At 59.4% G+C, this 26,582-nt stretch carries 8 protein-coding genes; 4 read left to right on the plus strand and 4 right to left on the minus strand.

Going from position 1 to position 26,582, the window contains the following annotated elements; translation table 11 throughout:
• Nucleotides 1–12: 12 nt before the first annotated feature.
• Entirely contained in the window at nt 13–1,665 is a 1,653-nt protein-coding gene (locus E3U32_RS20220) for an MFS transporter (protein ID WP_134350209.1), read from the minus strand.
• A gap of 202 nt (nt 1,666–1,867) precedes the next feature.
• Between E3U32_RS20220 and E3U32_RS20225 the strand changes: the two genes are divergently transcribed.
• The gene (locus tag E3U32_RS20225; protein WP_134350210.1) at nt 1,868–2,671 is read left to right on the plus strand and encodes a YdcF family protein; all 804 of its coding nucleotides are present in this window, start codon (nt 1,868–1,870) and stop codon (nt 2,669–2,671) included.
• Between the two features lie 42 nt (nt 2,672–2,713).
• Here the strand turns inward: E3U32_RS20225 and gap are convergent, their stop codons facing one another.
• Nucleotides 2,714–3,715, minus strand: a complete 1,002-nt coding sequence (gap, locus tag E3U32_RS20230; protein WP_134350211.1) for a type I glyceraldehyde-3-phosphate dehydrogenase — start codon at nt 3,713–3,715, stop codon at nt 2,714–2,716.
• A gap of 189 nt (nt 3,716–3,904) precedes the next feature.
• Between gap and cybB the strand changes: the two genes are divergently transcribed.
• A complete protein-coding gene (gene cybB, locus E3U32_RS20235) occupies nt 3,905–4,435 on the plus strand; it encodes a cytochrome b561 (RefSeq protein ID WP_134350212.1) in 531 nt (176 codons plus the stop codon).
• 77 nt (nt 4,436–4,512) lie between these two features.
• Here cybB and E3U32_RS20240 read toward each other — a convergent pair whose 3' ends face one another.
• Entirely contained in the window at nt 4,513–5,580 is a 1,068-nt protein-coding gene (locus E3U32_RS20240) for an oxidoreductase (protein WP_134350213.1), read from the minus strand.
• 13 nt (nt 5,581–5,593) lie between these two features.
• Nucleotides 5,594–6,337 carry a DeoR/GlpR family DNA-binding transcription regulator gene (locus E3U32_RS20245; protein WP_134350214.1) on the minus strand — a complete coding sequence of 248 codons (744 nt, stop codon included), beginning with the start codon at nt 6,335–6,337 and terminating at the stop codon, nt 5,594–5,596.
• Nucleotides 6,338–7,081: 744 nt separating this feature from the next.
• Here E3U32_RS20245 and E3U32_RS20250 point away from each other — a divergent pair.
• Complete coding sequence (locus E3U32_RS20250) at nt 7,082–8,419, plus strand: TolC family outer membrane protein (RefSeq protein ID WP_134350215.1); 1,338 nt, start codon at nt 7,082–7,084, stop codon at nt 8,417–8,419.
• A gap of 120 nt (nt 8,420–8,539) precedes the next feature.
• Entirely contained in the window at nt 8,540–26,545 is an 18,006-nt protein-coding gene (locus E3U32_RS20255; RefSeq protein ID WP_134350216.1) for an Ig-like domain-containing protein, read from the plus strand.
• Nucleotides 26,546–26,582 lie beyond the last annotated feature (37 nt).

Here is a 26,582-nt window from a genome sequence, read left to right on the forward strand (position 1 = left end):
GAAATATTTCAATTATTTGTTGCCGGTGGCGTTCTTAAGCGCCATACGGGCAGTGATGCGCAGGCGCAGCAAGCGCCATAAAATCCAGACCAGCGTGGCGGCAGCGATACTCGCCGTCAGAAGATAAGTATCGTTGTAAGCCAGAATATTCGCCTCCAGCGTGGTGACCGTTTGCAGCTGCGTTATCGCCTGCGTTCCCAGCAGCGCGCTGTCGCCAATCAGGCTTTTATACATCTGGGTATAAAGCTGAATGCGTTCGTTGACCAGGGGATTCAGCGTAGTGAGCTGGTCCGCCAGCAGGCTGGAGTGGTACTTCTCACGCCAGGTCTGGAAGGTCCCGAGGATGGCGGAACCCAGCAGGCCACCTATGTTTTGACTCATGCCAAACATCACCGAGAAGCTGACCAGGTTGCGCGGGTCGGCGATCACCCCGCCAATGGCGGCCAGCATAGCGGGCGCCAGGAAGAAGGCGCTGCCAAAGCCCAGCAGGAACTGGCTTAGCATCAGCTGATCCGGTCGGGTCAGGTTGTTGGACTGGCTGTCCAGCAGCGAGGCAACAATCATCAGCGCCAGCGAGGTGATTATCGGCCACGCCAGTTTCGTGGGCTTGATGGTCAGACAGCTGGTCACTATCCCGCAGACGATACCGGCGAAAATGGACCACGCCAGATGCGTCATCTGTTCGTTCTGTAACCCTACATACTGGAGCCAGCCGATGACGCCGGTGTTTTGCTCGGCGAGAACGATACGGATCAGCAGCATGATCAGCCCCAGACGAACGATGCTGCCGCTCGACAGCCAGCGGGTGTTCAGCAGCGGGTTGGTGCGGTTATGTTCAAAGACGATGGCCGCCACAATCAGCACCAGGGATAGCGCCAGCGACCAGCCGATCCACGGCGCTTCGAACCACCAGTCAAGACGGCCTAATGAGAGCACGGCGCAGAGCAGGGCCATCCCGGGGGCCATTAAAAAGAAGGTGATAAAGTCTTTCTTCTCGAAGACCTTGCGCCGGTCACCCGGCGGCAGCTTCAGCGCTATCACGCAGGCAAGGGAGATCAGCGCCAGCCCCAGTTCGAAGAAATAGAGCCCGCGCCACTCGTCCAGCTGCAGCAGTTCGGTTGAAAAAAGACGCGCCAGAGGGATAGCGAGCGACGATCCGGTGATGCCAATGGTCAACGCCTTCAGGCGATGCTTCGCCGGCCAGGCCTGGATCTGATAGTAAATCCCCAGCGAGCTGAGCGCGGCGGCCACCATCCCGTGCGCGGCGCGGACCATCAGCGCCGAGCTCAGGTCGTTAACGAACAGGTGGAAAAAGGTGACCAGCACATAGAGCACCAGAAAACCTTCCGTGAAGGCGCGCAGACCGTACTGCTGGCGGAACTTAACCAGCAGCAGGTTTATGGAAATGTTGGTCATGACATAGACTGCCGGTAGCCAGGCGATCTCCGTAGACCAGACGCCGAAGGTCCCCTGCAGATTTTGCAGGTTGGCGGTGACCACCGCATTTCCCAGGGCTCCCGTCAGGCATACCAGCAGGCCCACGACGCCGTAGGCAATCCGTTTGGGCGTGCTGTGCTCCGGCGTAGAAGGCGAACCCAGCAGGGCGGGTTTCTCGTGTGGCTGCCACTCGCGAGGAGCATAAGGGTCGCGTTCGGGCAGGCGCATAACGTTGTTTACCTTTGAAAAAATTGAAGAATTAACGGGGACGCGATTCTACGTCTGCCGTAAATCATAATTCAAGTGAATATGATTTACGCATGTTAATCAAATGTTGAAGGGAAAGTTTAAGGAAAAAGAGCGGCGACGTCGTCGTTGTGTTGAGATACTGAAGTCGCTACCCTGAAGGGATACAGAGAAGGAGTTCATTTTGGAACAGACCCATTTTCCCCTCCTGCCGGATGCCACGCTGGCGGCCATCAATACCGTCGGTGAATGGCTGGCGCAGGACGACGTGCGTGCAACACGTCAGTTTCCGAACGTCGATGCGGTTATTCTGGCAGGGAACGCGGCGATCCCGACCATAGATGCGGCGTGTCGCATCGCCGCGCAGAGCGAAATCCCGCTCCTGATTAGCGGCGGTATAGGCCATTCGACCGCGTTTTTATACGCAGCCATCGGCAACCATCCGCATTACCATACCGTACCGGCAACGGGGCGCGCGGAAGCGAGTATTCTTGCCGACATTGCGCGGCAGTTCTGGCAGATCCCCGAGTCACGCCTGTGGATTGAGGATCAATCCACCAACTGCGGTGAGAACGCGCGTTTTAGCTGGAATATGTTGAAACAGCATCAGCGAGCAACCGGGCAGGTGCTGGTGGTGCAGGATCCGACGATGCAGCGCCGTACGATGGCGACATTTGCCCGCGTTTGCCGGGATGAGCCCGTTTCGCCGCAGTGGATAAGCCACCCGGGGATTACGCCGATACTGCAGAACGGCAAGGATGGCGTGGAATTTAGCGAGAGCAACACCGGACTGTGGCCCGTTGACCGCTACCTTTCACTGGTTCTGGGGGAACTGCCGCGTCTGTATGATGACGTTAACGGCTATGGCCCGGCCGGGCGGGATTTTATCGCTCACGTTGAATTTCCTGAGGCCGTGACTGCCGCATGGGCACGGTTACAAAAAGATCCGATCCTCACCGAGGCCTTATCACGGCGCTCACTTCTCTGAATATTGGCTAAATTCCCCTCTCAAAGAGAGAGGGGAAACCGGTTACAGCGCAGCAAACTTATCCAGCGTACGCACCAGCTGCGTCACAAAACCATATTCGTTGTCATACCAGGCAACGGCTTTCACCAGTTGAAGCTCTCCCGCTTCTGACACTTCCGTCTGCGTGGCGTCAAACACCGAACCATAATGCGAGCCAATCACATCGGACGACACAATCTCATCATCGGTATAGCCGAAGGATTTGTTGCCCTGGGTCGCTTTTTTCAGTGCGGCATTAATCTCTTCAACGCTCACTTTCTTGCCCAGAATCGCTACCAGCTCGGTCACCGAACCTGTCTTCACCGGCACGCGCTGGGCGTGTCCTTTCAGTTTGCCGCTCAGGGCCGGGATCACCAGGCCGATGGCTTTCGCGGCACCAGTAGTGTGAGGAATGATATTCTCTGCCGCCGCGCGGGAGGCGCGAAGATCTTTCCCGCGTGGTCCATCCACCAGCGCCTGCGTACCGGTATAGGCGTGAATGGTGGTCATGGTACCGACTTTAATTTCAAAGGCGTCGTGCAGGGCTTTTGCCAGCGGGGCGAGGCAGTTGGTGGTGCAGGAGGCGACGGAGATGATGGTATCACTGGCGTCGAGGGTGTCATCGTTCACGTTAAACACAATGGTTTTCATCTCACCCGCCGGCGCGGAAATCAGCACCTTTTTGGCACCCGCATCCAGATGCGCTCTGGATTTCTCTTCGGAAGTATAAAAACCGGTGCATTCAACGACGATATCCACACCCGCGCTTTTCCACGGAATATGTTTGGCCTCTTTCTCAGCGTAAACCGCGATCGTTTTGCCATCCACAATCAGCGCGTCTTCGGTGAAATCCACGCTCCACGGGAAGCCACCGTAGTTTGAATCATGCCTCAGCAGATAGGCCAGCACTTTGGGGGAGGTGAGGTCGTTGATGGCGACGACGGTATTGCTGTCCTGGGTTTCAAGAAGGCGACGCAGTACAAGGCGTCCGATGCGTCCAAATCCGTTAATGCCAATTTTACTCATGGTGTTCTCCTGTAAACGTGTCGATGCGACAGTTTGAACTCATCCAGGCTTAGACCATCACGGGCAGGGCGGCAATTGAAGATGCTTCATGCGGGGGGAAGTATTTGAAAAACCATACAGAAAAATTAATGAATTTTTAAGGAAAGGGGACTATGTTGGCGCGATAACTGTTTTTAACCGGGAAATCATATGCGCACTAAATACACAAGTCTGCAAATCGGCATCCACTGGCTGGTGTTTCTGTTAATTATCGTCGCCTACTGCGCCATGGAGTTCAAAGGTTTCTTCCCGCGCACCGCACGTCCGACGATCAATATGATCCATGTCTCATGCGGTATCAGTATCCTGGTGCTGATGGTGGCACGTCTGCTGGTTCGTTTGAAATTCCGTGCGCCACCGATTCAGCCGAAGCCAAAAGCGATGGTGACGGGGATGTCTCATCTGGGGCACCTGGTGGTGTATCTGCTGTTTATTGCGCTGCCGCTGATTGGCATTGTGATGATGTACAACCGGGGCAGCGACTGGTTTGCTTTTGGTCTGGTGATGCCGCATGCGGCGGAGTCAAATTTTGACCTGGTTGATGTACTGAAAGAGTGGCACGAGACGCTGGCGAACCTGGGCTATTTTATTATTGGCCTGCACGCGGCGGCGGCGCTGATGCATCACTACTTCTGGAAAGATAATACCCTCCTGCGCATGATGCCGAAAAAGCGCCAGTAGTCTTTAACGCTTGCCGGGTGGCGTTGCGCTCAGAACCGTTTGTAGGCCGGGTAAGCGCAGCGCCACCCGGCTTGTTTTTAACGCACCAGAGCACGCTCTTCAGCAGTTAACGCCAGCGGCTGCGTTGACCCGGTCTCCGACGATTTCACCGCCGCTTCCAGCACGGCCATCACCGCTAATGCCTCGACAGGGTGGACAGGATTGGTGATTTTCCCTAGTAACGCATCACGTACGTTGATGTAATACTGGCGCTGATCGCCTTTCGGCGTCTCGATCGTCTGCGGGACGCCGTCAGCTCCATAGAACACCATACTGTCGCTGTCTTCGCCCCAGGTTTCACTGCCGGGAATAACCCCTGAGAGCAGCTGCGCTTCCTGCTGGTCGATTCTGGCTTTCACTACGCTGCCTTTGTCCCCGTGGGCGGTAAAGCGGGCCGTACCGCCAGCCACCAGCATGCTGGCGTGAAGAATGACCTTGTGCTCCGGGTAGTTTAAAACCACGTGCGCCCAGTCGTTAATTTCCGCGCCGTCGCGCAGCGTTGCAATATTCCCCTGAACCGACTGCGGCAGGCCAAAGAGCTGCAGCGTCTGGTCGATCAGGTGAGGGCCCAGGTCAAACCACAGGCCGCTCCCCGGGACGTTCTGCTCGCGCCAGCGCACGCGGACTTCCGGGCGGAAGCGGTCGATATGCGACTCCAGGTGTTTAATCTTGCCGAGCGTGCCTTGCTCAATAATCTGCTTAATGCCGAGGAAATCGCTGTCCCAGCGGCGGTTGTGAAAGACGGAAAGCAGAAGCTGCTTTTCATCCGCCAGCGCAATCAGGTCGCGGGCTTCCTGCATGTCGAGGGTAAAAGGCTTATCCACGACCACGTGCTTACCTGAGTTCAGGGCCAGCGTCGCCAGCGGGGCGTGCGTGGCGTTGGGGGAGGCGATCACCACCAGATCGATATCAGGATGCTGAATGGCCTCTTCCGGGGTCGCTACCACCTGTACGTCCGGCAGATCGCGTTTAACCTTCTCTTCATCTCTGGAAGAGACCACTGCCAGCTTAAGTCCGTCCACCGACTGGAGCAGCGGAGCATGGAAGGTTTTACCGACAAATCCATACCCGATCAGCGCAATGTTGATTGTTTGAACTTTACTCATGACCTTCTCCACGTTATTGCGCGCATACCGTGACCTGCAATGCGCTATGGTCCCCAAGCTCGGGCCAGGGACGATCTAAAAAGAGTTGTTGAATGCTGGATAACCCGGAAACCAGATACGGTTCGCAGCGGTTGACTTTCAGGTGGTCGGCGACAATCCAGTGCGCATGGCTTGCGGCGAGCATTGCGCGCTTAACCTCGGCATCTGCTTCTTTACCGGCACTCAAGCCGAGCTCGGCATGGATGGCGCACGCCCCGAGAATGGCGATATCTGCCCGGTACCGGGACAGCAGGGACAAGGTAGCGCTTCCGGCAAACAGGCGTTGCTTATGGTCCCATTTCCCCCCGAGCAGAATCAGCTCAATATCTTCCCGGTCGCTAAAATGCTGGGCGATATCCAGGGATGGGGTAATGACGGTCAGCGGCCCCTTAAGAAAGGTGGCGACCGCCATCACCGTGCTTCCTGCATCCAGAAACAGGGTAGATCCCGGTGGAACCTGCTGCGCGACCTGTTTTCCCAGGCGCTGTTTAGCATCCGGCAGCAGCGTGCTGCGACCCTGCCGGTTCATGGCAGAAAGGTTCAGCGCGATGGCCCCGCCGTGGTTCTTCTGCGCAAGGCCCTGGTTTTCCAGGTCGGTCAGATCCCGACGGATGGTATCCGCTGAAACCTGCAGCCTTTCGGCCAGTTCGGTGATGCTGGCCTGGCCTTGCTCGCTGAGGATATCCAGAACGTAGCGTTGACGTGCGGTTTTGTGCATGGGGCTGTAATCCTGCAAAATGTCGCAATAGTTTGCATAATACAGCATTTTGACGCAGAGAGAAGGGGAATGTCATCATGACGATGTGCAGCGGCGTGATGGTTCATATCGGTGATTATTAAAATTTTATTAAGCGGGTATAAGTAAGCCGTTTTGAATGTTAATCACAATGTTATTGTTATGTTTTGTTTAACGATTTGGGTTATGTAACCAGTGTATCGCCATTGTATGGGTGTAAGTTCTGTTTAATCGAAATTTTGCAGCATTTAATTGCTTTAATTAGTTTTTTAAAAGCTTTTAATTTTAAATATACCCCTTTGGTTACTTAAATTGACACTTCTTTGAAAATCTTTGTGTCTGACCCGTTCTGAAATTAACGCAAAAATGTGCACGGAAAGATTTAAGTTTTTTCCTTAGATAACAGGGGGTTTGTATGTTTCATCTGAAAGGATACTTTTAGGGTTTTGTCCAGAAACCCCATGTTTTTTCTTAATTGCAACACCACATTAACATTGTGGGTGTAGTGGGCTATACCACATTTTGTTATGCTGCTAACCAGTTTAAGAAATAAGTAAATTCTTAATTGAAATAAGACGCAGGCAGATCTCATCTCCAATGGAAATGGGTATGGGTATGGGGATTATTACCTAAAATTCAGCACGGTAGCTAAATAAGATATTTGTCTAATTATCTGTACCTCTTTTGGGTATTTGCTTGAGTATCACTCAGAGTCAGGGAGATAACATGACGATATTACGAAAGCCTATGTTACGCCGATTTACAGCAGCACTGGCATTCATTTCATTAGCCATAAATTCGGCGTACGCCAATAGTCATCAGGTGGGTATTGCTCCGGTGGCAACCACAACCTTAAAAGAAAGTATTCTTTTTGCTATCGATCGCGATCCGTCAATTAGTCAGCAGGCCGCGCAATTAGGTATTGGCCAGGCACAAATAGATGAAGCGCGCAGCGGCTGGATGCCGCAAATATCGTTGAACGGGAGTACAGGGCACAGCCAGACCACCGATTCCAGCGGGTCACTGAAGAATTCAGCCGCCTGGGGGCTGAGCCTGACGCAGTTGCTGTACGATTTTGGCAAAACCAATAACAGCATCAGCCAGTCTTCCGCCCAGCGTGATAGCTACCGCTACCAGTTGATGGGCACGCTTTCGAACGTGGCGGAAAAAACGGCGCTGAGCTATGTAGAGGTCAAACGCTATTCCGATCTGCTGCAGGCGGCAATTGATAACGTGCAGGCGCTCAAAAACGTCGAGCAGCTGGCAAAGCTGCGCGCAGACGCGGGCGTGAGTTCCACCTCCGATGAGCTGCAGACCCGCACGCGTATTGCCGGCATGCAGGCGACGGTCGCGCAGTATAACGCCGCCTTAAACAGCGCGCGCGCAAGGCTTGCGGTATTAACGGGGATGCAGGCAGAAGCCTTTTCGCCAGTGCCTGCGAACCTCGCGGTTGAGCCAGATTCTCTCAACCGTATTGATTATTCGTTAATACCGTCGGTGATGGCCGCGCAGAATATGGAACGTTCGGCTCAATATGGCGTGGAAACGGCGAAGTCCCAGCACTGGCCGACGTTAAGCCTGAAAGGGGGACGCACCCGTTATGAATCGGATAACCGTTCATACTGGGACGACCAGATACAGCTCAATATTGATGCTCCGCTGTATCAGGGGGGCGCGGTTTCCGCTCGCGTTCGGCAGGCGGAAGGCACACGGGCCATGGCCTCCTCTCAGGTCGATCAGGCGCGTTTCGATGTCCTGCAAAAAGCCTCCGTCGCGCAGGCTGACTGGACCGGCGCACGGGGAAGAATGGAAGCCGGGAAGCAACAGCTGGAAAATGCTTTGCGCGCCCGCGATGTTTATAAAAATGAATACACCCTGAGCAAGCGGAGCATTAACGATCTGCTCAGCGTTGAGCAGGATGTCTGGCAGGCCACATCAGCGAAAATAATCGCTGAGTATGATGGCTGGAGTTCGGCAATTAATTATGCTTCCGCGGTTGATAATTTAATGCCGCTTATTGGAATAGAGAAAAACGCTGCCGCAAAATTACCTGACTTGAGCTAAAAAAGATGCGCAGTGTTGCGCAAAAATAAGTCTTAATATAATGGGTGTTTTTTCCCAGGGATAGCTACATCCATCTGGTGGTCATATCCACAGGAATCCTTACACCTGCAAGGAGAAGAAATGAGTAACGTAAAAATTGTTGATGTCATCATTCGCAAAACGGCAGAGAAAACGAAATTAACCGGCGAAGGAAATCTGTCGGTCTCTATTTCATCGCCGAGTGTGATTGAAATCCAGGGTTCTGCTCTGGATGTTGCGCGTTATGTCCGCCAGGGTAAAGACCTCCTCATTTATATGAAAGATGGCAGCGTTATTCGCTGCAATAACTATTTTGTCGAAGATCCTGAAACGCATAATCAGTCAGAACTGGTGTTCAACGACAGTCAGGAACTGACACATATTTCTTTTGCCGATGCCGGGGAAGCGTCAGGCGTTGCAGTTACCGAGTTAACCGCGCAGGCCACACCGATTAATAGCATTCAACCTTTCCTCGAGCAGGAAAGTGTTCTAAGCGACGCGCCGTGGGGCTGGATTGCGGGGGCTGCGTTAGGCGGCGGTGCCATCGGGGCATTGCTGGCAAACGGCGGTGACGGCGAAACTAAAACAAAAGTCATTGATAATACCAAAGAAGTTGAAAGCGCCACGCCGACCTTCTTGCTGTCGGATAAAGCGGGTGACAAGCAGGGCGTGCTAAGTGCAAACGAGATCACGGACGACAGCAACCCAACCTTTAGCGGTACCGGTCAGCCGGGTGCGACCATCCAGATCAAAGATAGCAGCGGCAGCACCATTGCCAGCACCATGGTCGGTAAAGACGGCACGTGGACGGTAATATTACCGACCCAGACGGACGGGGAGCACACCTGGTCGGTTGTGCAGCTCGACGGCAGTAAAACCACCTCTGCGGGCAGTATCACCGTGACGGTCTCTACCGCCGATGCCGCTATTACGCTGGCCACCACGGCGGGCGATAACGTGCTGAACGCCAGCGAGCAATCCGCGGGCTTTACGCTTTCCGGTGCCAGCAAAAATCTGGCGCAGGGTACCGAACTCACCGTGACGCTGAATGGCAAAACCTACACGGCTGAAGTCGGGGCAGACGGCGCGTGGCACGTTAACGTGCCTGCGGCAGACGCGCAGGCGCTGGGCGACGGTACCTGGACGGTTAACGTGAGCGGTAAAGACGCGGCGGGTAACACCGTTAGCGGAAGCCAGACGATTGGCGTGGATACCACCGCGCCAACCCTCTCTGTCGATACCCTCGCACAGGACAACATCATTAATGCGGCTGAGCACAATCAGCCGCTGACCCTGACCGGTAAAACGAATGCGGAAGCCGGTCAGATCGTCACGGTCACCCTGAACGGTAAAAACTATAACGCTACGGTGGGCAGCGACGGCACCTGGTCCGTCACGCTTGCAGCGAGCGACGTGCAGGCGCTCAATGAGGGTAATCAGACCCTGACGGTTAACGTTAGCGACAAAGCGGGCAACGGCGCGTCCGTGACGGCAGATTTCACGGTGGATACCGCGGCGCCTGTCGTCACCATCCATACCGTGGCGGGCGACGATATCCTCAATATCAGCGAGCAGGGCCAGGCGCACATTATTTCCGGCCAGGCGAGCGGTGCCGCCGCGGGCGATGTGGTCACCGTGACTCTTGGCGGCCAGACCTTCACCGGCGTGGTGCTGGCGGACGGCAGCTGGAACGTCGGCGTTCCGGCGTCCGTACTGGGCGCGCTGGGTGAAGGCAACCACACGCTTTCGGTTTCCGTCACTGACGCGGCAGGCAACACCGGCAGCGCCACGCACGGCATTACGCTGAGTGGACACCCGCCAGAATTTACGATTGACGCCATCAGCCAGGATAACGTGCTTAATGCCCAGGAGGCGATGCAGCCCCTGAGCCTGACCGGCACCAGCAACCTGCCGGACGGCACCTCCATCACCGTGACGCTGAACAACGTCACCTATCAGGCCACCGTCGAAAACGGTATCTGGGCGGTCCAGGTGCCGGTTTCTGACGTGCTGAATCTGGCGAACACGCTTTATACCGTCAGCGTCAGCGGTACCGACAGCGTGGGTAACAGCGGTTCTGCCGAAGCGAATCTGCTGGTGGATACCGTCCTTCCGCAGGTCATTATCAATATGTTTGCGGGCGATAACCTGGTCAATAACGCCGAATCGGGCGTCGATCAAACCCTCAGCGGTCGCGTTACCGGCGCGGCGGCGGGCGATACCGTCTCCATCACCGCAGGCGGCAAGAGCTACACCGCAACGGTTGGCAGCGATCTGACCTGGAGCGTGAAAATCCCGTCAGCGGATCTCCAGGCGTTCGGCGACGGTGATTTAACCTTTACGGCCTCCGTGACCAACGGGCACGGCAATACCGGCACCGGCGAGCGTGATATCAATATCAACGCGGAGCTGCCGGGTCTTCGCGTGAACACCATTTCCGGCGATGACGTGATCAACGCGATCGAACAGCAGCAGGATCTGAGCGTCACTGGCTCCAGTACTCATCTGGCCGCGGGCACGCAGATTGTCGTCACCATCAACAACGTTGAGTACGTTACCGCGGTTAACGCCAGCGGCAACTGGCAGATCGGCGTTCCGGCGGCGGACCTGCAGGCCTGGACGGCGGGGGGCATGACGGTAAGCGTCAGCGCGGTAGATGCCTGGGGCAATACCGTTGCGGCTGAACACCCGATTGAACTCGATCTGAACGCCGTGGCGGTCACCATTGATACCGTCTCCGGCGACGACCTGCTGAATGCGGCAGAAAAAGGCGATGATTTAACCCTTTCCGGCCAGACGCAGGGCGTGGAAGCGGGACAGACCGTGGTGGTGAAATTCGCTGACCAGACCTTTACCGCGCAGGTGCAGCAGGATGGCTCCTGGAGCCTGACCGTACCCGCCAGCGCCATGGAAACTCTGTTCGACGGGCGCGCGCAGGTGAGCGTCAGCGTCACTAACGTCAGCGGAAACAGTGCCGACGCGTCGCGCGTGGTCACGGTGGATACACAGCCGCCGGCGATTACGCTCGATAACCTGACCGCCGACAACATCATCAATGCGGCTGAAGCGCAGCAGGATTTACTGTTAAGCGGCAGCAGCAGTGCGGAACCCGGCCAGACGGTCACCGTGACGCTGAACGGCAAAACGTATCAGACCACGGTCCAGACGGACGGTACCTGGCAGCTGAGCGTCCCGGCGGCAGACGTCGGTGCCCTGACGGATGGCATCGTTACCGTGACGGCAACCGTGAGCGACGTGGCGGGCAACACCAGCAGCGCGGACCGCGTGGGTCTGGTAGATGCGACCGTCCCGCAGGTGACCATTAACGATTTTGTCACTGACACCAACACCGTTAACCAGCTCGCCCATTCACAGGCGCAGATCCTGAGCGGCTCCGTCACCGGTGCGGCGGCGGGCGATCGGGTGACCGTCACCATTAACAGCGTCGATTACACCACCGTGGTGGATGCGGCGGGGAACTGGAGCCTTGGCCTGCCGGCGTCTGTCGTGCAGGGTCTGGCGGACGGCACCTGGACAATCGACGTCTCCGTTACCGACAGGTCCGGTAATACCGGAAGCAGTTCACTGGATGTGGTGGTAAATACCGTGACGCCTGTTATCGGTATTAACACGCTGGCAGCGGACGACGTGATTAACGCTACCGAGAAGGGCGAAGATCTGCTGCTCTCCGGCACCAGCAACCAGCCGGAAGGCACGACCATTACGGTGACCCTGAACGGCATTCACTACGCGGCCACCGCTGACGCCAGCGGTAACTGGAGCGTGACCGTACCGGCCTCGGCCGTAAGCGCCCTTGGAGAAGCCCATTACACCGTGACGGCGAGCGTCACGGATAACGTCGGCAACAGCGCTTCAACCTCACACGATGTGCTGGTGGACAGCTCGTTGCCGGTGGTGACGATCGGCACGCTGGCGGGCGACAATATCGTTAACGCAGCGGAAGTGGCGGCAGGGCAAACCCTGACCGGTAAGGTGACGAACGCGGCGTCAGGTGACACTGTCACTATTATCCTTGGCGGCCAGTCGTACACCGCTATCGTGCAGGACGATCTGACCTGGAGCCTGCCGTTAAGCGAGACCCAGCTGACCGCGCTCGGCAACGGCGACCTCACCGTATCCGCCAGCGTGACCAACGGCCACGGCAATACCGGCTCTTCTTCTCTCGACTTCAGCATTGACGCCCAGCTCCCGGGACTGCGTATTGATACCGTCGCAGGTGATGACGTGATTAACGTCATCGAACACGCTCAGAACCTGATTGTGTCCGGTACCAGCACCGATCTGGCGGCGGGCAGCACCGTGACCGTGACCATCAACGGCAAAGCCTATTCGGCGACGGTACTGGCGGACGGCACCTGGCAGGCGGCGGTACCGGCGGCCGATGTGTCCCAGTGGGCGGACGGTTCACTCACCATTAGCGCCAGCGCGCAGGACGCTTCCGGCAACCCGGTGACCATCGGCACCGTCGTGGACGTCGATCTCGCGCCTGTCGCCATCACCATCAGCAGCGTGACCGACGATAACGTGCTCAACGCGGCGGAAAAAGGCCAGGATCTGGTACTTTCCGGCACCACCTCCAACGTTGAAGCGGGTCAGACCGTGAGCATCTCTTTCGCGGGTAAAACCTACACCACGACGGTGGATACCAACGGCGACTGGACCTGGACCGTACCGTCAGCCGATTTGAGCGGCCTGAAAGACGGCGATGCCAGCGTGCAGGTAAACGTCATCAATGTGAACGGCAACGCGGCGTCTTCGGCGCAGGAATTCAGCGTCGATACCACCGCGCCGACGGTGACTATCAACACCATCAGCCATGACAATATGCTGAACGCTGCAGAGGCGGCGCAGGATCTGACCCTGAGCGGCACCTCTACTGCCGAAGCAGGCCAGACGGTCACCGTGACCTTCAACGGCAATCAGTACACCGCGCAGGTGCAGGCGGACGGCCGCTGGACGCTCGACGTTCCGGCGGCGGATATGGCAGGCATCACCGACGGCAGCGCGGCGGTAACGGCGACCGTGTCCGATAAGGCAGGCAACCCGGCCAGCGCGGGCTCCTCGGTGCTGGTCGACACCACCGTACCGCAGATTTCGTTTAACATCGTTGCGGGTGACGACGTCATCAATATTGCCGAGCACGGCCAGGCGCTGATCGTCTCCGGTAAGGTCACGGGCGCGCAGGCGGGCGACGTGATTACCGTGACCCTGAACGGTAAAGACTACACCGCCATGCTGGACGCGTCCGGCAACTGGAGCGTGGGCGTTCCGGCGACGGACGTGGGCGCGCTGGTTAACGGCGACCAGACGATTTCCGCGACACTCACCGATAAAGCCGGTAACAGTACCACCGCGACGCACGAGTTTGACGTCTCCCTGACCGCGCCGGTGGTTGCCATCAATACCCTGGCGGTTGACGACGTGATCAACGCGACCGAGAAAGGCCAGGATCTGCTGGTGTCCGGCACCAGCAACCAGCCGGACGGAACCACCATTACGGTGACCCTGAACGGTATCAGCTATACGGCCACCACCGACGCCAGCGGTAGCTGGAGCATCACCGTTCCGGCAGCAAACGTTTCTGCGCTGGGCGAAGCAAGCTACGTGGTGACGGCGAGCGTAACCGACACTGCAGGCAACAGCGCGAGCACCGGCCACAGCGTGCTGGTCGACAGCGCGCTGCCGCAGCTCACCATCAACCCTGTCGCCATGGACGATGTCATTAACGCAGCGGAAGTGGCTGCCGGGCAGACCCTGAGCGGCAAAGTGAGCGGCGCGGCGAGTGGTGACACCGTCACTGTTTCAATCGGCGGCAATACGTACACTGGCATCGTTCAGGACGATCTGAGCTGGTCGGTCAACGTGCCGTCCACGGTCTTAACCGCCATCGGTAACGGCGAACTGACGGTGTCAGCCAGCGTCACCAACGGCCACGGCAACACCGGAACGGGCGAGCGCGACATCACTATTGACGCCAGCCTGCCGGGCCTGCGCGTCGATACCGTGGCGGGCGACGATGTCATCAACAGCATTGAGCACGCTCAGAACCTGATTATCACCGGCTCCAGCGAAGGCCTGGCATCGGGCGCGGCGTTAACCGTGACCGTCAACGGCAAAACCTACGCGGCTACCGTGCTGGCGGACGGTACATGGACGGCGGCCATTCCGGCAGCAGACGTCAGCGCGCTGAATGCGGGCACGATCGCCGTGACCGTAGAAGGCCAGAGCGCGGCGGGTAATCCGGTTTCCATCAGCCATGACGTGAAGGTGGATCTGGCGGCAGTCGCCATCAGCATTGACCCGATTGCTTCGGACGACGTGATCAACGCGGCGGAGAAAGGCGCGGACCTGGTGCTGTCCGGCTCGACCACCAACGTGGAAGAAAACCAGACCGTTACCATCACCTTCGGCGGCAAGTCGTACACCGCGACGGTGGATGCCAGCGGCAACTGGACGGCGACCGTACCGTCTGCCGATTTAGGCAGCCTGAAAGACGGCGATGCCAGCGTGCAGGTGAGCGTCACCAACGTGAACGGCAACAGCGCGTCGGCAGGCCGCGAGTACAGCGTGGACGCCACCGCGCCGACGGTATCTATTGAAATTGTCAGCGACAACAACATCATCAATGCGGCCGAAGCGCAGCAGGATCTGGTCGTTAACGGCGTGACCAACGCCGAAGCGGGCCAGACCGTCACCGTAACGCTGAACGGCGTGGACTACACTACTACCGTACAGGCGAACGGCAGCTGGAGCGTGACCGTGCCGTCTGCGGATCTGAGCGGTATTACCGACGGCAACTACACCATCAGCGCCGCCGTATCTGATAAGGCGGGCAACCCGGCCTCAGCGGATCGCGACGTGCTGGTCGATACCACCGTCCCGCAGCTGACCATCCACACCGTTTCCGACGACGATGTGATCAACAGCGCCGAGCATGCGCAGGCTTTGATCGTCACGGGTTCCGTGACCGGTGCGGCGGCGGGTGACGTGGTCACCGTCACCCTCAACGGCAAATCCTACACCGCCACCCTGGATGCCTCAGGCAACTGGAGCGTGGGCGTGCCTGCGGCGGACGTCACCGCGCTGGCCGCCGGGGATTACACCATTACCGCGGCGCTGACCGATAAAGCGGGCAACAGCAACAGCGCCACGCACGGCGTGGAGGTGAACCTGACCGCGCCGGTGCTGACCATTGACACCGTTTCCGGTGACGATGTGATCAACAACAGCGAGAAAACCCAGGATCTGACGATCTCCGGTACGGCCTCCGGCCTGGCGACAGGCGCGCTGGTGACCGTGATGCTGAACGGCAAAGCGTACAGCGCGATGGTCGATAGCAACGGGAAATGGACGACTACCGTTCCGGCGGATCAGGTGAGCCAGCTGGGTGAAGCGTTGTACACCGTTACCGCATCGGCAACGGACAGCGTCGGCAACAATACCAGCACGTCACACACCGTGAACGTGGAATCCGTTCTGCCGGGCGTGATTATCAACACCATTGCAGGTGACGACGTCATTAACGCGGCGGAGCTGGCAGCCGGGCAGACCATCAGCGGTAAGGTGGTGAATGCCGAAGCGGGCAACACCGTGACCGTGACGATTGGCGGTAACAGCTACACCGAAACGGTGCAGAGCGATCTCACCTGGTCCGTTAACGTGCCGGAATCAGTGCTGACCGCGCTGGGCAACGGCGATTTGACCGTGTCAGCCATCGTCACGAACGGCGTGGGCAATAGCGGAACGGGCGAGCGCGAAATCGTTATAGACGCTAACCTGCCGGGCCTGCGCGTGGATACCGTGGCGGGTGATGACGTGATCAACAGCATTGAACACGGGCAGAACCTGATTATCACCGGCACCAGCGACGGGCTGGCGGCGGGCGCGGCGCTGACCGTGACCGTAAACGGCAAAACCTATCCGGCGACCGTGCTGGCGGACGGCACCTGGAGCGCCGCGATCCCGGCAGCAGACGTTGGCGCACTGAGTGCAGGCACGGTTTCAGTAACCGTTGCGGGCCAGAGCAGCGCCGGTAACCCGGTTTCCATCAGCCACGATGTGACGGTGGATCTGGCGAGCGTTGCCATCAGCATTGACGCCATCGCCACCGATGACGTGATTAACGCGGCCGAGAAGGGCGCGGATCTGGTGCTCTCCGGCACCACCTCGAACGTGGAAGCAAACCAGACCGTTACCCTTACCTTCGGCGGCAAGAGTTACACCGCCACGGTGGACGCTGACGGTAAATGGACCGCCACGGTGCCTGCGGCCGATCTGGCGGGTCTGAAAGACGGCGACGCCAGCGTGCAGGTGAGCGTCAGCAACGTGAACGGCAACAGCGCCTCGGCGGGCCGCGAGTACAGCGTGGATGCGACCGCACCGTCCGTGACCATCAATACTCTGGCGACCGACGACATTCTGAATGCCACCGAAGCGAAGAGCGATCTGGCCGTTTCCGGTACCAGCACCGCAGAAGCGGGCCAGACGGTCACCGTATCGTTGAATGGCAAAGACTACACCACAACCGTCAGCGCAGACGGCAGCTGGACGCTGAACGTTCCGGCGGCGGATCTGGCTGGATTAACCGACGGCAGCGTGACCGTTACCGCATCGGTCAGCGATAAAGCGGGTAACCCGGCGTCCGTGGATCACAACCTGGCGGTAGATATCACCGCGCCTGCGGTGACTATCAATACCGTTGCGGGCGACGATGTCATTAACATCGCAGAACACGGCCAGGCGCAAATCATCAGCGGTACCGCCACCGGCGCGGCAGCGGGCGATAAGGTCACCGTCACGATTGGCGGCCAGACTTACACCACCGTGCTGGACGCGGCGGGGAACTGGAGCGTCGGCGTACCGGCGAATGTGATTTCCGGCCTCAGCGACGGCACCGTGACCGTTACTGCGTCAGTCACTGACGCGGCGGGCAATACCGGTACCGGCAGCCATGACGTGACCGTCGATACCGGCCTGCCATCGGTGAACTTCAACGCCATCAGCGATGACAACGTCCTGAACGCGGTTGAAAAAGGTCAGGATCTGAACGTCAGCGGCACCAGCGCCAACCTCGCGGAAGGCACCGTGGTGACCGTGACCCTGAACGGTAAAAACTACGCGGCCACGACGGCGGCGGACGGTACCTGGAGCCTGACGGTTCCGGCAGCGGATCTGGCCGGTCTCGGTCAGGCCAATTACACCCTGAACGCGACCGCCACCAACGGCGTGGGCAACAGCGTGAGCAATACCGCGAACCTGCTGGTGGACACCGCGCTGCCGACCGTGACCATTAACACCGTGGCGGGCGACAACGTCATCAACGCGGCGGAAGTGGCGGCAGGCCAGACCCTGAGCGGTACCGTGGCGAACGCCGAAGCGGGCAATACCGTCACCGTCACCATTGGCGGCAACAGCTACACCGCAGCGGTACAGAACGATCTGACCTGGTCCGTGAACGTGCCGTCTGACGTGCTGACCGCGCTGGGCAACGGCAGCCTGAGCGTAACGGCGACCGTCACCAACGGCCACGGCAATACAGGCACCGGCGAGCGCGAAATCGCTATCGACGCTAACCTGCCGGGACTGCGCGTGGACACCGTGGCGGGTGATGACGTGGTCAACTCCATCGAGCACGGGCAGAACCTGATCGTGACCGGCTCCAGCGACGGCCTGATCCCGGGCACCGCGCTGACCGTGACCGTTAACGGGAAAGACTATTCCGCAACGGTTCTGGCAGACGGCACCTGGAGCGCAGCGGTTCCGGCGGCAGACGTGAGCGCGTGGCCGGAAGGCACCGTGAAAATCAGCGTTACCGGCGATAGTTCAGCGGGCAACCCGATTACCATCAGCCACGATGTGACGGTGGATCTGGCGACCGTTGCCATCAGCATCAACGCCATCGCCACCGACGACGTGATTAACGCGGCGGAGAAGGGCGCGGATCTGGTGCTGTCCGGTGCGACCACCAACGTGGAAGCCGGGCAAACCGTGACCATCAGCCTGAACGGCAAAATCTATACCGCGACAGTAGACGACAGCGGCAACTGGACCTATACCGTACCGTCTGCGGATCTGGTACACCTTAAGGATGGCGACGCCAGCGTGCAGGTGAGCGTCACCAACGTGAACGGTAACAGCGCCTCGGCGGGTCGTGAGTACAGCGTGGATGCAACCGCACCGACCGTGACCATCAATACCATTGCCTCGGACGACATCCTGAACGCGACCGAAGCGCAGTCTGACCTGGCGATCTCCGGCACCAGCACCGCCGAGGCGGGCCAGACCGTGACCGTGTCGCTGAACGGCAAGGACTACACCGCAACGGTCAGCGCAGACGGCACCTGGACGCTGAGCGTTCCGTCCGCCGATCTGGGTGCACTCGCTGACGGCAGCGTGACCGTCACTGCAAGCGTGAGCGACAAAGCCGGTAACCCGGCGTCCGTTGACCACAACCTGACGGTGGACGTTACCGTGCCTGCGGTCACCATCAACGTCATCGCGGGCGATGACGTGATTAACATCACTGAGCACGCTCAGGCGCAAATCATCAGCGGCATCGCCACCGGCGCGGCAGCGGGCGATAAGGTCACCGTCACCATTGGCGGCCAGACTTACACCACCGTGCTGGACGCGGCGGGTAACTGGAGCGTGGGCGTACCGGCGAGCGTCATCTCCGGCCTCAGCGACGGCACCGTAACCGTCACTGCGTCAGTCACCGACGCGGCGGGCAATACCGGTACCGGCAGCCATAATGTGACCGTCGATACCGGTCTGCCATCGGTAGCCTTCAACGCCATCAGCGGCGATAACGTGCTGAACGCGGTGGAGAAAGGTCAGGATCTGAGCGTCAGCGGCACCAGTGCCAACCTGTCGGAAGGCACCGTGGTGACCGTGACCCTCAACGGCAAAAACTACACGGCCACGACGGCGGCGGACGGCACCTGGAGCCTGACCGTTCCGGCAGCGGATCTGGCGGGCCTGGGCGAAGCCAACTACACCCTGAGCGCAACTGCCATCAACGGCGTGGGCAATAGCGTCAGCAATACGGCGACCCTGCTGGTCGACACCGCGCTGCCGACCGTCACCATCAACACCATTGCGGGTGATAACGTCATCAATGCGGCGGAAGTGGCCGCAGGCCAGACCATCAGCGGTAAAGTGGCGAACGCGGAAGCGGGCAATACCGTCACCGTCACCCTCGGTGGCAACAGCTACACGGCCAGCGTTCAGGATGATCTGACCTGGTCCGTGAGCGTGCCGGAATCGGTCCTGACCGCGCTGGGCAACGGTGATTTGACCGTGTCGGCGACCGTCACCAACGGCCACGGCAACGCGGGAACGGGCGAGCGCGAAATCGCTATAGACGCCAGCCTGCCGGGCCTGCGCGTCGATACCGTGGCGGGCGACGATGTGATCAACTCCATCGAGCACGGTCAGAACCTGATCGTCACCGGCTCCAGCGACGGGCTGGCGGCGGGCACCACGCTCACCGTGACCGTCAATAGCAAAACCTATGCGGCCTCCGTGCTGGCAGACGGCACCTGGAGCGCGGCGATCCCGGCGGCAGACGTCGGGGCCCTGGCAGCAGGTACGGTCACCGTGACCGTTGCAGGCCAGAGCGCGGCGGGCAACCCGGTGACCATCAGCCACGATGTCACCGTCGATCTGTCTGCCGTTGCCGTCAGCATCGATGCGATTGCCACCGACGACGTGATTAACGCGGCGGAGAAAGGCGCGGATCTGGTGCTGTCCGGCAGCACCTCGAACGTGGAGGAAAACCAGACCGTCACCATCACCTTCGGCGGCAAGACTTACACCGCGAAAGTGGATGCCGACGGTAACTGGACGGCCACCGTGCCTTCCGCCGATCTCGCGGGCCTGAAAGACGGCGATGCCACCGTGCAGGTGAGCGTCACCAACGCGCACGGCAACAGCGCCTCTGCGGGCCGCGAGTACAGCGTGGATGCGACCGCGCCAACCGTGAGCATTGATACGGTCGCTGGCGATAACGTGATTAACGGCAGTGAAGCGGCTGCGGGCGTGGCCATTTCCGGTACCACCACGGCGGAAGTCGGCCAGACGGTCACCGTGACGCTGGGCGGTAAGAGCTATACCGCGCAGGTGCAGCAGGGTGGCATCTGGAGCGTGAACGTACCGGGCACCGACCTGTCCGCACTGGCGGATAACGGCTACACCGTGCAGGTCAGCGTGAGCGACGCCGCGGGTAACCCGGGCAGCGCGGGCAAAGCGATTACGCTTGATACCACGCCGCCGACCGTCAGCTTTAACGCTGTCGCGGGCGATAACGTCATTAACAGCGTGGAGCACGGGCAGGCACAGATTGTCAGCGGCACGGCAACCGGCGCGAGCGTCGGCGATAAGCTGGTCATCACCATCGGTTCGAACCAGTACACCACTACCGTTGACGCAAGCGGTAACTGGAGCGTGGGCGTTCCGGCCAGCGTGATTTCCGCGCTGACCGACGGCACCGTGACCCTCAGCGCGACGATTACCGACAGCGCGGGCAACAGCAGCACCCAGACCCACGATGTGGTGGTAAATACGGCCTCCGTGGCGCTGACGGTGAACACCGTTAGCGGTGACGACGTCATCAACGCGGCTGAAGCCGGTTCGTCCCTGGTGATTAACGGCTCCAGCGCCCAGTTCGCCAGCGGGACGCAGGTCACCGTGACGCTGAACGGCAAGACCTATACGGCCAGCATCCAGAGCGACGGCAGCTGGACGACCACCGTTCCGGCCGCAGACGTGGGCGCCCTGGCCGATGGCGCAAGCTATCAGGTGTCCGTGTCGGCGCAGGATAGCGCGGGCAACAGCGCGTCGGCGACGCACGGCATCAGCGTGGATACCACCTCGCCGGTGGTAAGCATTGCCACGCTGTCGGTTGACGACATGCTGAACGCGGCGGAAGCGCAGCAGCCGCTCACCGTACACGGCTCTTCCAGCGCGGAAGCGGGCCAGACGGTTACCGTGACGCTGGGCGGCAAATCCTACACCGCAACCGTAGCAAACGACGGCACCTGGACGCTCGACGTTCCGGCCGCCGATCTTGCCAGCCTGAGCGAAGGCGCGCTGACGGTCACCGCGTCGGTGAACGACAAAGCGGGTAATAACGGTCAAACCACGCATACCTTAACGGTCGATACCGTCGCGCCAACCGTCACCATCAGCACCGTGGCCGATGACGATATCGTCAACAACGCGGAGCAGCTGGCGGGCCAGACGATCCGTGGTACGACCACGGCGGAACAGGGCCAGACGGTGACCGCCTCCTTTAACGGGCACAGCTATCAGGCGACCGTCGGGGCGGACGGATCGTGGTCGGTCTTCGTGCCGGGCCGTGATTTCCTCGGCCTGAGCGACGGGGATTACACCATCACCGCTTCGGTAAGCGACAAGGCGGGCAACCCGGGCAGCGCAACGCACGACGTGACGCTGAACGGCGATGTCCCAACCATCACCATTAACACCTTTGCGCAGGACGATATCGTCAACGCCGCCGAGCACGGTACGCCGCTGATTGTCAGCGGCACCACCGACGCCCCGGCGGGCCAGACGGTGACCATCACGCTGAACGGTAAAACCTATGCGGCTACCGTCCAGAATGACGGCACCTGGAGCTACACCCTGGGCAGCGCTGACGTGACCGCGCTGGCGGACGGCGGTTCGTACGTGATTAACGCGCAGGTGAGCAACACCATCGGCAACAGCGCCAGCGAGAACCACACCGTCACCGTGGATCTCACCGCGCCGTCGATGGGAATTACGATTGATTCCCTGCAAAACGACACCGGCCTGAGCGCGAGCGATTTCATCACCAACGAAAGCAACGTTGTGGTCAACGGCTCCCTGACCGCGCAGCTCGGCAATAGCGAGAAGGCGCAGATCAGCCTCGACGGCGGCACCACCTGGATTGACCTGACCGTGACCGGCACCACCTGGCGCTACACCGATGGCCGCACCCTGACGGACGGTACCTACCAGTACCAGGTGCGCGTGATCGATAACGCCGGGAACGTGGGGGCAACGGACAGTCAGGACGTGATTATTGACCTGACGAAGCCTGTGGCAACGACGATTACGGTCGATTCCATCACCCAGGATACCGGCCTGTCCGGCAGCGACTTTATCACCAGCGATAACCAGATCAGCCTGAAAGGGACGCTCGGCGCGGCGCTGGGCAGCGGCGACCACGCGCAGATCAGCCTCGACGGTGGCGTTACCTGGATTGACGTCAGCGTCAGCGGCCTGAGCTGGACGTATGTTGATGGCCGCACGCTGGCCGACGGGGATTACAACTATCAGCTGCGCGTGATTGACGACGCAGGCAATATCAGCGCCACCGCCAGCCAGGTGGTGACCATTGATACGGTTGCACCGGACGCCAGTAAAACTATCGCCATCGACAGCATCAGCGACGATACCGGCCTGAGCAGCAGCGACTTTATCACTAACGATACGTCCCTGACGCTGCACGGCTCGCTCGGCGCGACGCTGGCCGACGGCGAGTATGCCCAGATCAGCATCGACGGTGGCGTCACCTGGCAGAACGTGATCGTCACCGGCAACAGCTGGTACTACGTGGACGGCCGCACGCTGGGTAACCAGACCTATGACTACTACGTTCGCGTGGTGGATGCCGCCGGTAACGTAGGCGCCAGCGCCCATCAGCAGGTGACCGTCGATACGGTCGCCCCGGATGCGGCGATTACGGTGACCGTGGATAACATCACCGTGGATACCGGCTTCGACAATAACGACTTCCTGACCAGCTCGACCTCGTACACGCTGCACGGAACGCTCGGTGCAGAACTCGGCGCGGGTGAATTCGTGCAGGTGAGCATGGACGGCGGCAGCACCTGGGTATACGCCACCGTAAGCGGTACGCAGTGGAGCTACAGCGACACGCGTACCCTGACCGACGGTAGCCATAACTACCAGGTGCGGGTCGTTGACCAGGCGGGGAACGTGGGGGCCACCACCGCGCAGGCGGTGACGGTGGATACGCACGCGCCGCAGTACGGTGTCACCATCGACAGCATCAGCGAAGACACCGGCCAGTCCGGCAGTGATTTCATCACCATGGACACCACGCTGACCATCAACGGTTCGCTGGGCAGCGCGCTGGCAAGCGACGAGCGCGTGCAGATCAGTCTGGACGGCGGAAACACCTGGCTCGATACCACGGTCACCAACCAGCGCTGGAGCTACACCGATACCCGCGATCTGCCTGACGGAGACTACACCTACCAGGTGCGGATTATCGACCAGGCGGGCAACGTCGGCTCCACCGCCTCTCAGGTGGTGACGGTGGACACCACGCCGCCAACCACGGTAGGCACGGTAGTAAGCTATACCGACGGTGAAGGCGAGCGTCAGGGTACCTTTGGCAGTGCGGTGGCAACTGACGATAACTCGCCGCTGATCAACGGCACGCTTAACCGCGCCCCGGAAGACGGTGAAATTGTGCAGCTGTATCGTGACGGGGTCCTGCTCGGCCAGGTGACCATGAACGGCAGCGCAAGCTGGTCCTTCCAGGACAACGGCCTGAGCGATGGCAATCACACCTACATTGTGCGCGTCACCGATAAGGCCGGTAATTACACGGAATCGGACGGTTTCGTGCTGAATGTGGACACCAGCATCCCGACTACCACAGCGGTAATTACCGCACAAACAACCTCCGATACCACGCCGATTGTTAGCGGTACGGTCTCCGCGGATCTGGTGAACGGGGAATACTTGACGGTTATTGTCAACGGTAAAACCTATACCTCGCAGACCGGCGGCGCGGTGGTGGTCGACCCGGATCATAACACCTGGTATCTGCAGATCCCGGACAGCGATGCCCTTGGCGTAGCGAGCTACAGCGTGACGGCGCAGGTGAAGAGCAGCGCGGGTAACGGTAACACCACCGGTTCGGCGACCGGCAGCCTGGTGATTGATACCACCTCGGTGAATACCGACTGGGCAACCACGGCGGGGAACAGCAACAACTCCACCATGACCCTCGGCATGAACAGCAGCGGTCTGTGGAATATCATTGCTAACGGCCAGTCTTACTCCAGCAGCGATAGCTCCTCTTATGCAGGTAATGCGCTGACCAATACTCGTTCCTACAACGTGGTCAGCCAGACGGCAGCCGACTTTGACCGAAACGGCACGCAGGATGTATTCGGCACTGAAACCGGCTACGCAGGCTCTACGCAGGTCATGTGGACCTACGATGGCAGCACCTATAACGCCAGCCAGCTGGCGATGGGGACCACCATCTGGTACGGCGGTGTGGTGGCGTACGACAAAACGGGCGATGGTTATCTTGACCTGGCGTACGGCGATGCGGGTGCTGACTCCATCACTTACCTGATCAACAACAACGGCGTACTGTCGCCGGATGGTACCAACGGCGGGGCCGGCTTCTGGGGACAATTCGTTACGCTGCGTGAACTCTCTGGCGTCGATATTAACAACGACGGCACCGTAGACATTGTGCAGCACACCAACCGCAGCGGCGCGTACTCGTTAACCGTGATCAACAACAACGGTAACGGCACGCTCTCTATCGGTCAGAACCTGACCAACGTGTTTGTGGCAAACGCCTCTAATACCACCACGGCGGCGTCCATGACGTGGGCGGATTTCAACGGCGATGGCTACATGGACCTGTACCTGGGCAGCAGCTACAACAACACCGGTGGGGTGATTTACTACAACAACGGTGCAGGGCAGTTGTCCACCACTAAGAGCGCGGTTGAAGCCTCTAACGCCACGGCAGGGTATCTGTCGGTGGCGGTTGACTGGAACGGTGACGGGCAGATGGACATCGTCAAGCTCAGCACCTACGGCGGTTCGCAGACGGCGACCCTGTTCACCAACAACGGCTACGGTTCCACCTGGACCTCAAGCCAGCTGGCTTCAGGGCTGGCGAACGTCACCGGCGTGGCGGCCGTGGACTACAACTGGGACGGCGCGCAGGATCTGCTGGTATCGCAGCAGAACGGCAAGGTGGTGCTGGTGCAGAACAGCAAAACCATTGCTGACGGTACCGCGATGCATCTGCACATCGTCGACAGCGAGGGCATCAACGCCTACTACGGCAACACGGTCAATCTGTATAACGCCGCGGGCGTGCTGGTGGCGTCGCAGATCATCAACGCCCAGTCCGGTATCGGTTCGAACGATACCTCTGCGCTGGTGAGCTTCTACGGGCTGGATCCGAATGAAACTTATTCGGCCGAGATCCTGAAGATCACCAACGGCGTGTCGGATAACGTCACCTGGAGCGGTCTGGAGGCGGGCAACGGCAAAGAGGGCTACGTCCTGACGGCCGAAGCGGCTACCGGCGGACATAGCGGGACGATTACCGGCACCGGGTATAACGACACCTTTATCGCAGAGAACGGCACCTATACCTACAACGGTTCCGGCGGCTGGAATACCCATTCTGACCATGATACCTGGAGCAATACCGGTGGCATGGACGTGGTGGATTACCGAAATGCGACGTCCGGCATTACCGTTGATTTGCGCCTCTCTACCGCACAGGACACCGGGTTCGGTACGTCACGACTGCTCAACATTGAGGGAATTAACGGCTCGAACTTCGACGACGTCATTACCGGCAACAGCGGTGATAACCGGTTCGAAGGCCGCGGCGGGAACGACACCTTCAATATCGGTAGCGGCGGTCACGATACGTTGCTCTACAAGCTGATCAACGCGTCTGACGCAACGGGCGGTAACGGTCACGACGTGGTGAATGGCTTTACGGTCGGCACCTGGGAAGGGACCGCGGACACGGATCGTATTGACCTGCGCGATCTGCTCTCCGACAGCGGCTATACCGGCACGGGCTCGGCGAGCTATGTGAACGGCGTGGCCACGCTGGACAGCAGCGCGGGCAATATCAGCGATTACATCCGCGTGGTGCAGAACGGCAGCAATACCGAGATCCAGGTTGACATGGATGGTACAGGCGGTCAGTTCTCACCAACCACTCTGGTGACGCTGAACGGCGTACAGACGGATCTGGCGACGCTGCTGGCGAACCATCAGCTGTTAATTGCGTAAAACAACGCCGCGGGGAGCGATCCTCGCGGCCTTTTGG

Origin of the sequence: Lelliottia nimipressuralis, from assembly GCF_004402045.1 — a bacterium.
GTDB lineage: Bacteria > Pseudomonadota > Gammaproteobacteria > Enterobacterales > Enterobacteriaceae > Enterobacter > Enterobacter chinensis.

Bases quoted from the DNA above. Each gene is read 5' to 3' on its own strand.
- E3U32_RS20220 (WP_134350209.1), bottom strand. From the start codon at position 1,665: ATGCGCCTGCCCGAACGCGACCCTTATGCTCCTCGCGAGTGGCAGCCA.
- gap (WP_134350211.1), bottom strand. From the start codon at position 3,715: ATGAGTAAAATTGGCATTAACGGATTTGGACGCATCGGACGCCTTGTA.
- cybB (WP_134350212.1), top strand. From the start codon at position 3,905: ATGCGCACTAAATACACAAGTCTGCAAATCGGCATCCACTGGCTGGTG.
- E3U32_RS20240 (WP_134350213.1), bottom strand. From the start codon at position 5,580: ATGAGTAAAGTTCAAACAATCAACATTGCGCTGATCGGGTATGGATTT.
- E3U32_RS20245 (WP_134350214.1), bottom strand. From the start codon at position 6,337: ATGCACAAAACCGCACGTCAACGCTACGTTCTGGATATCCTCAGCGAG.
- E3U32_RS20250 (WP_134350215.1), top strand. From the start codon at position 7,082: ATGACGATATTACGAAAGCCTATGTTACGCCGATTTACAGCAGCACTG.
- E3U32_RS20255 (WP_134350216.1), top strand. From the start codon at position 8,540: ATGAGTAACGTAAAAATTGTTGATGTCATCATTCGCAAAACGGCAGAG.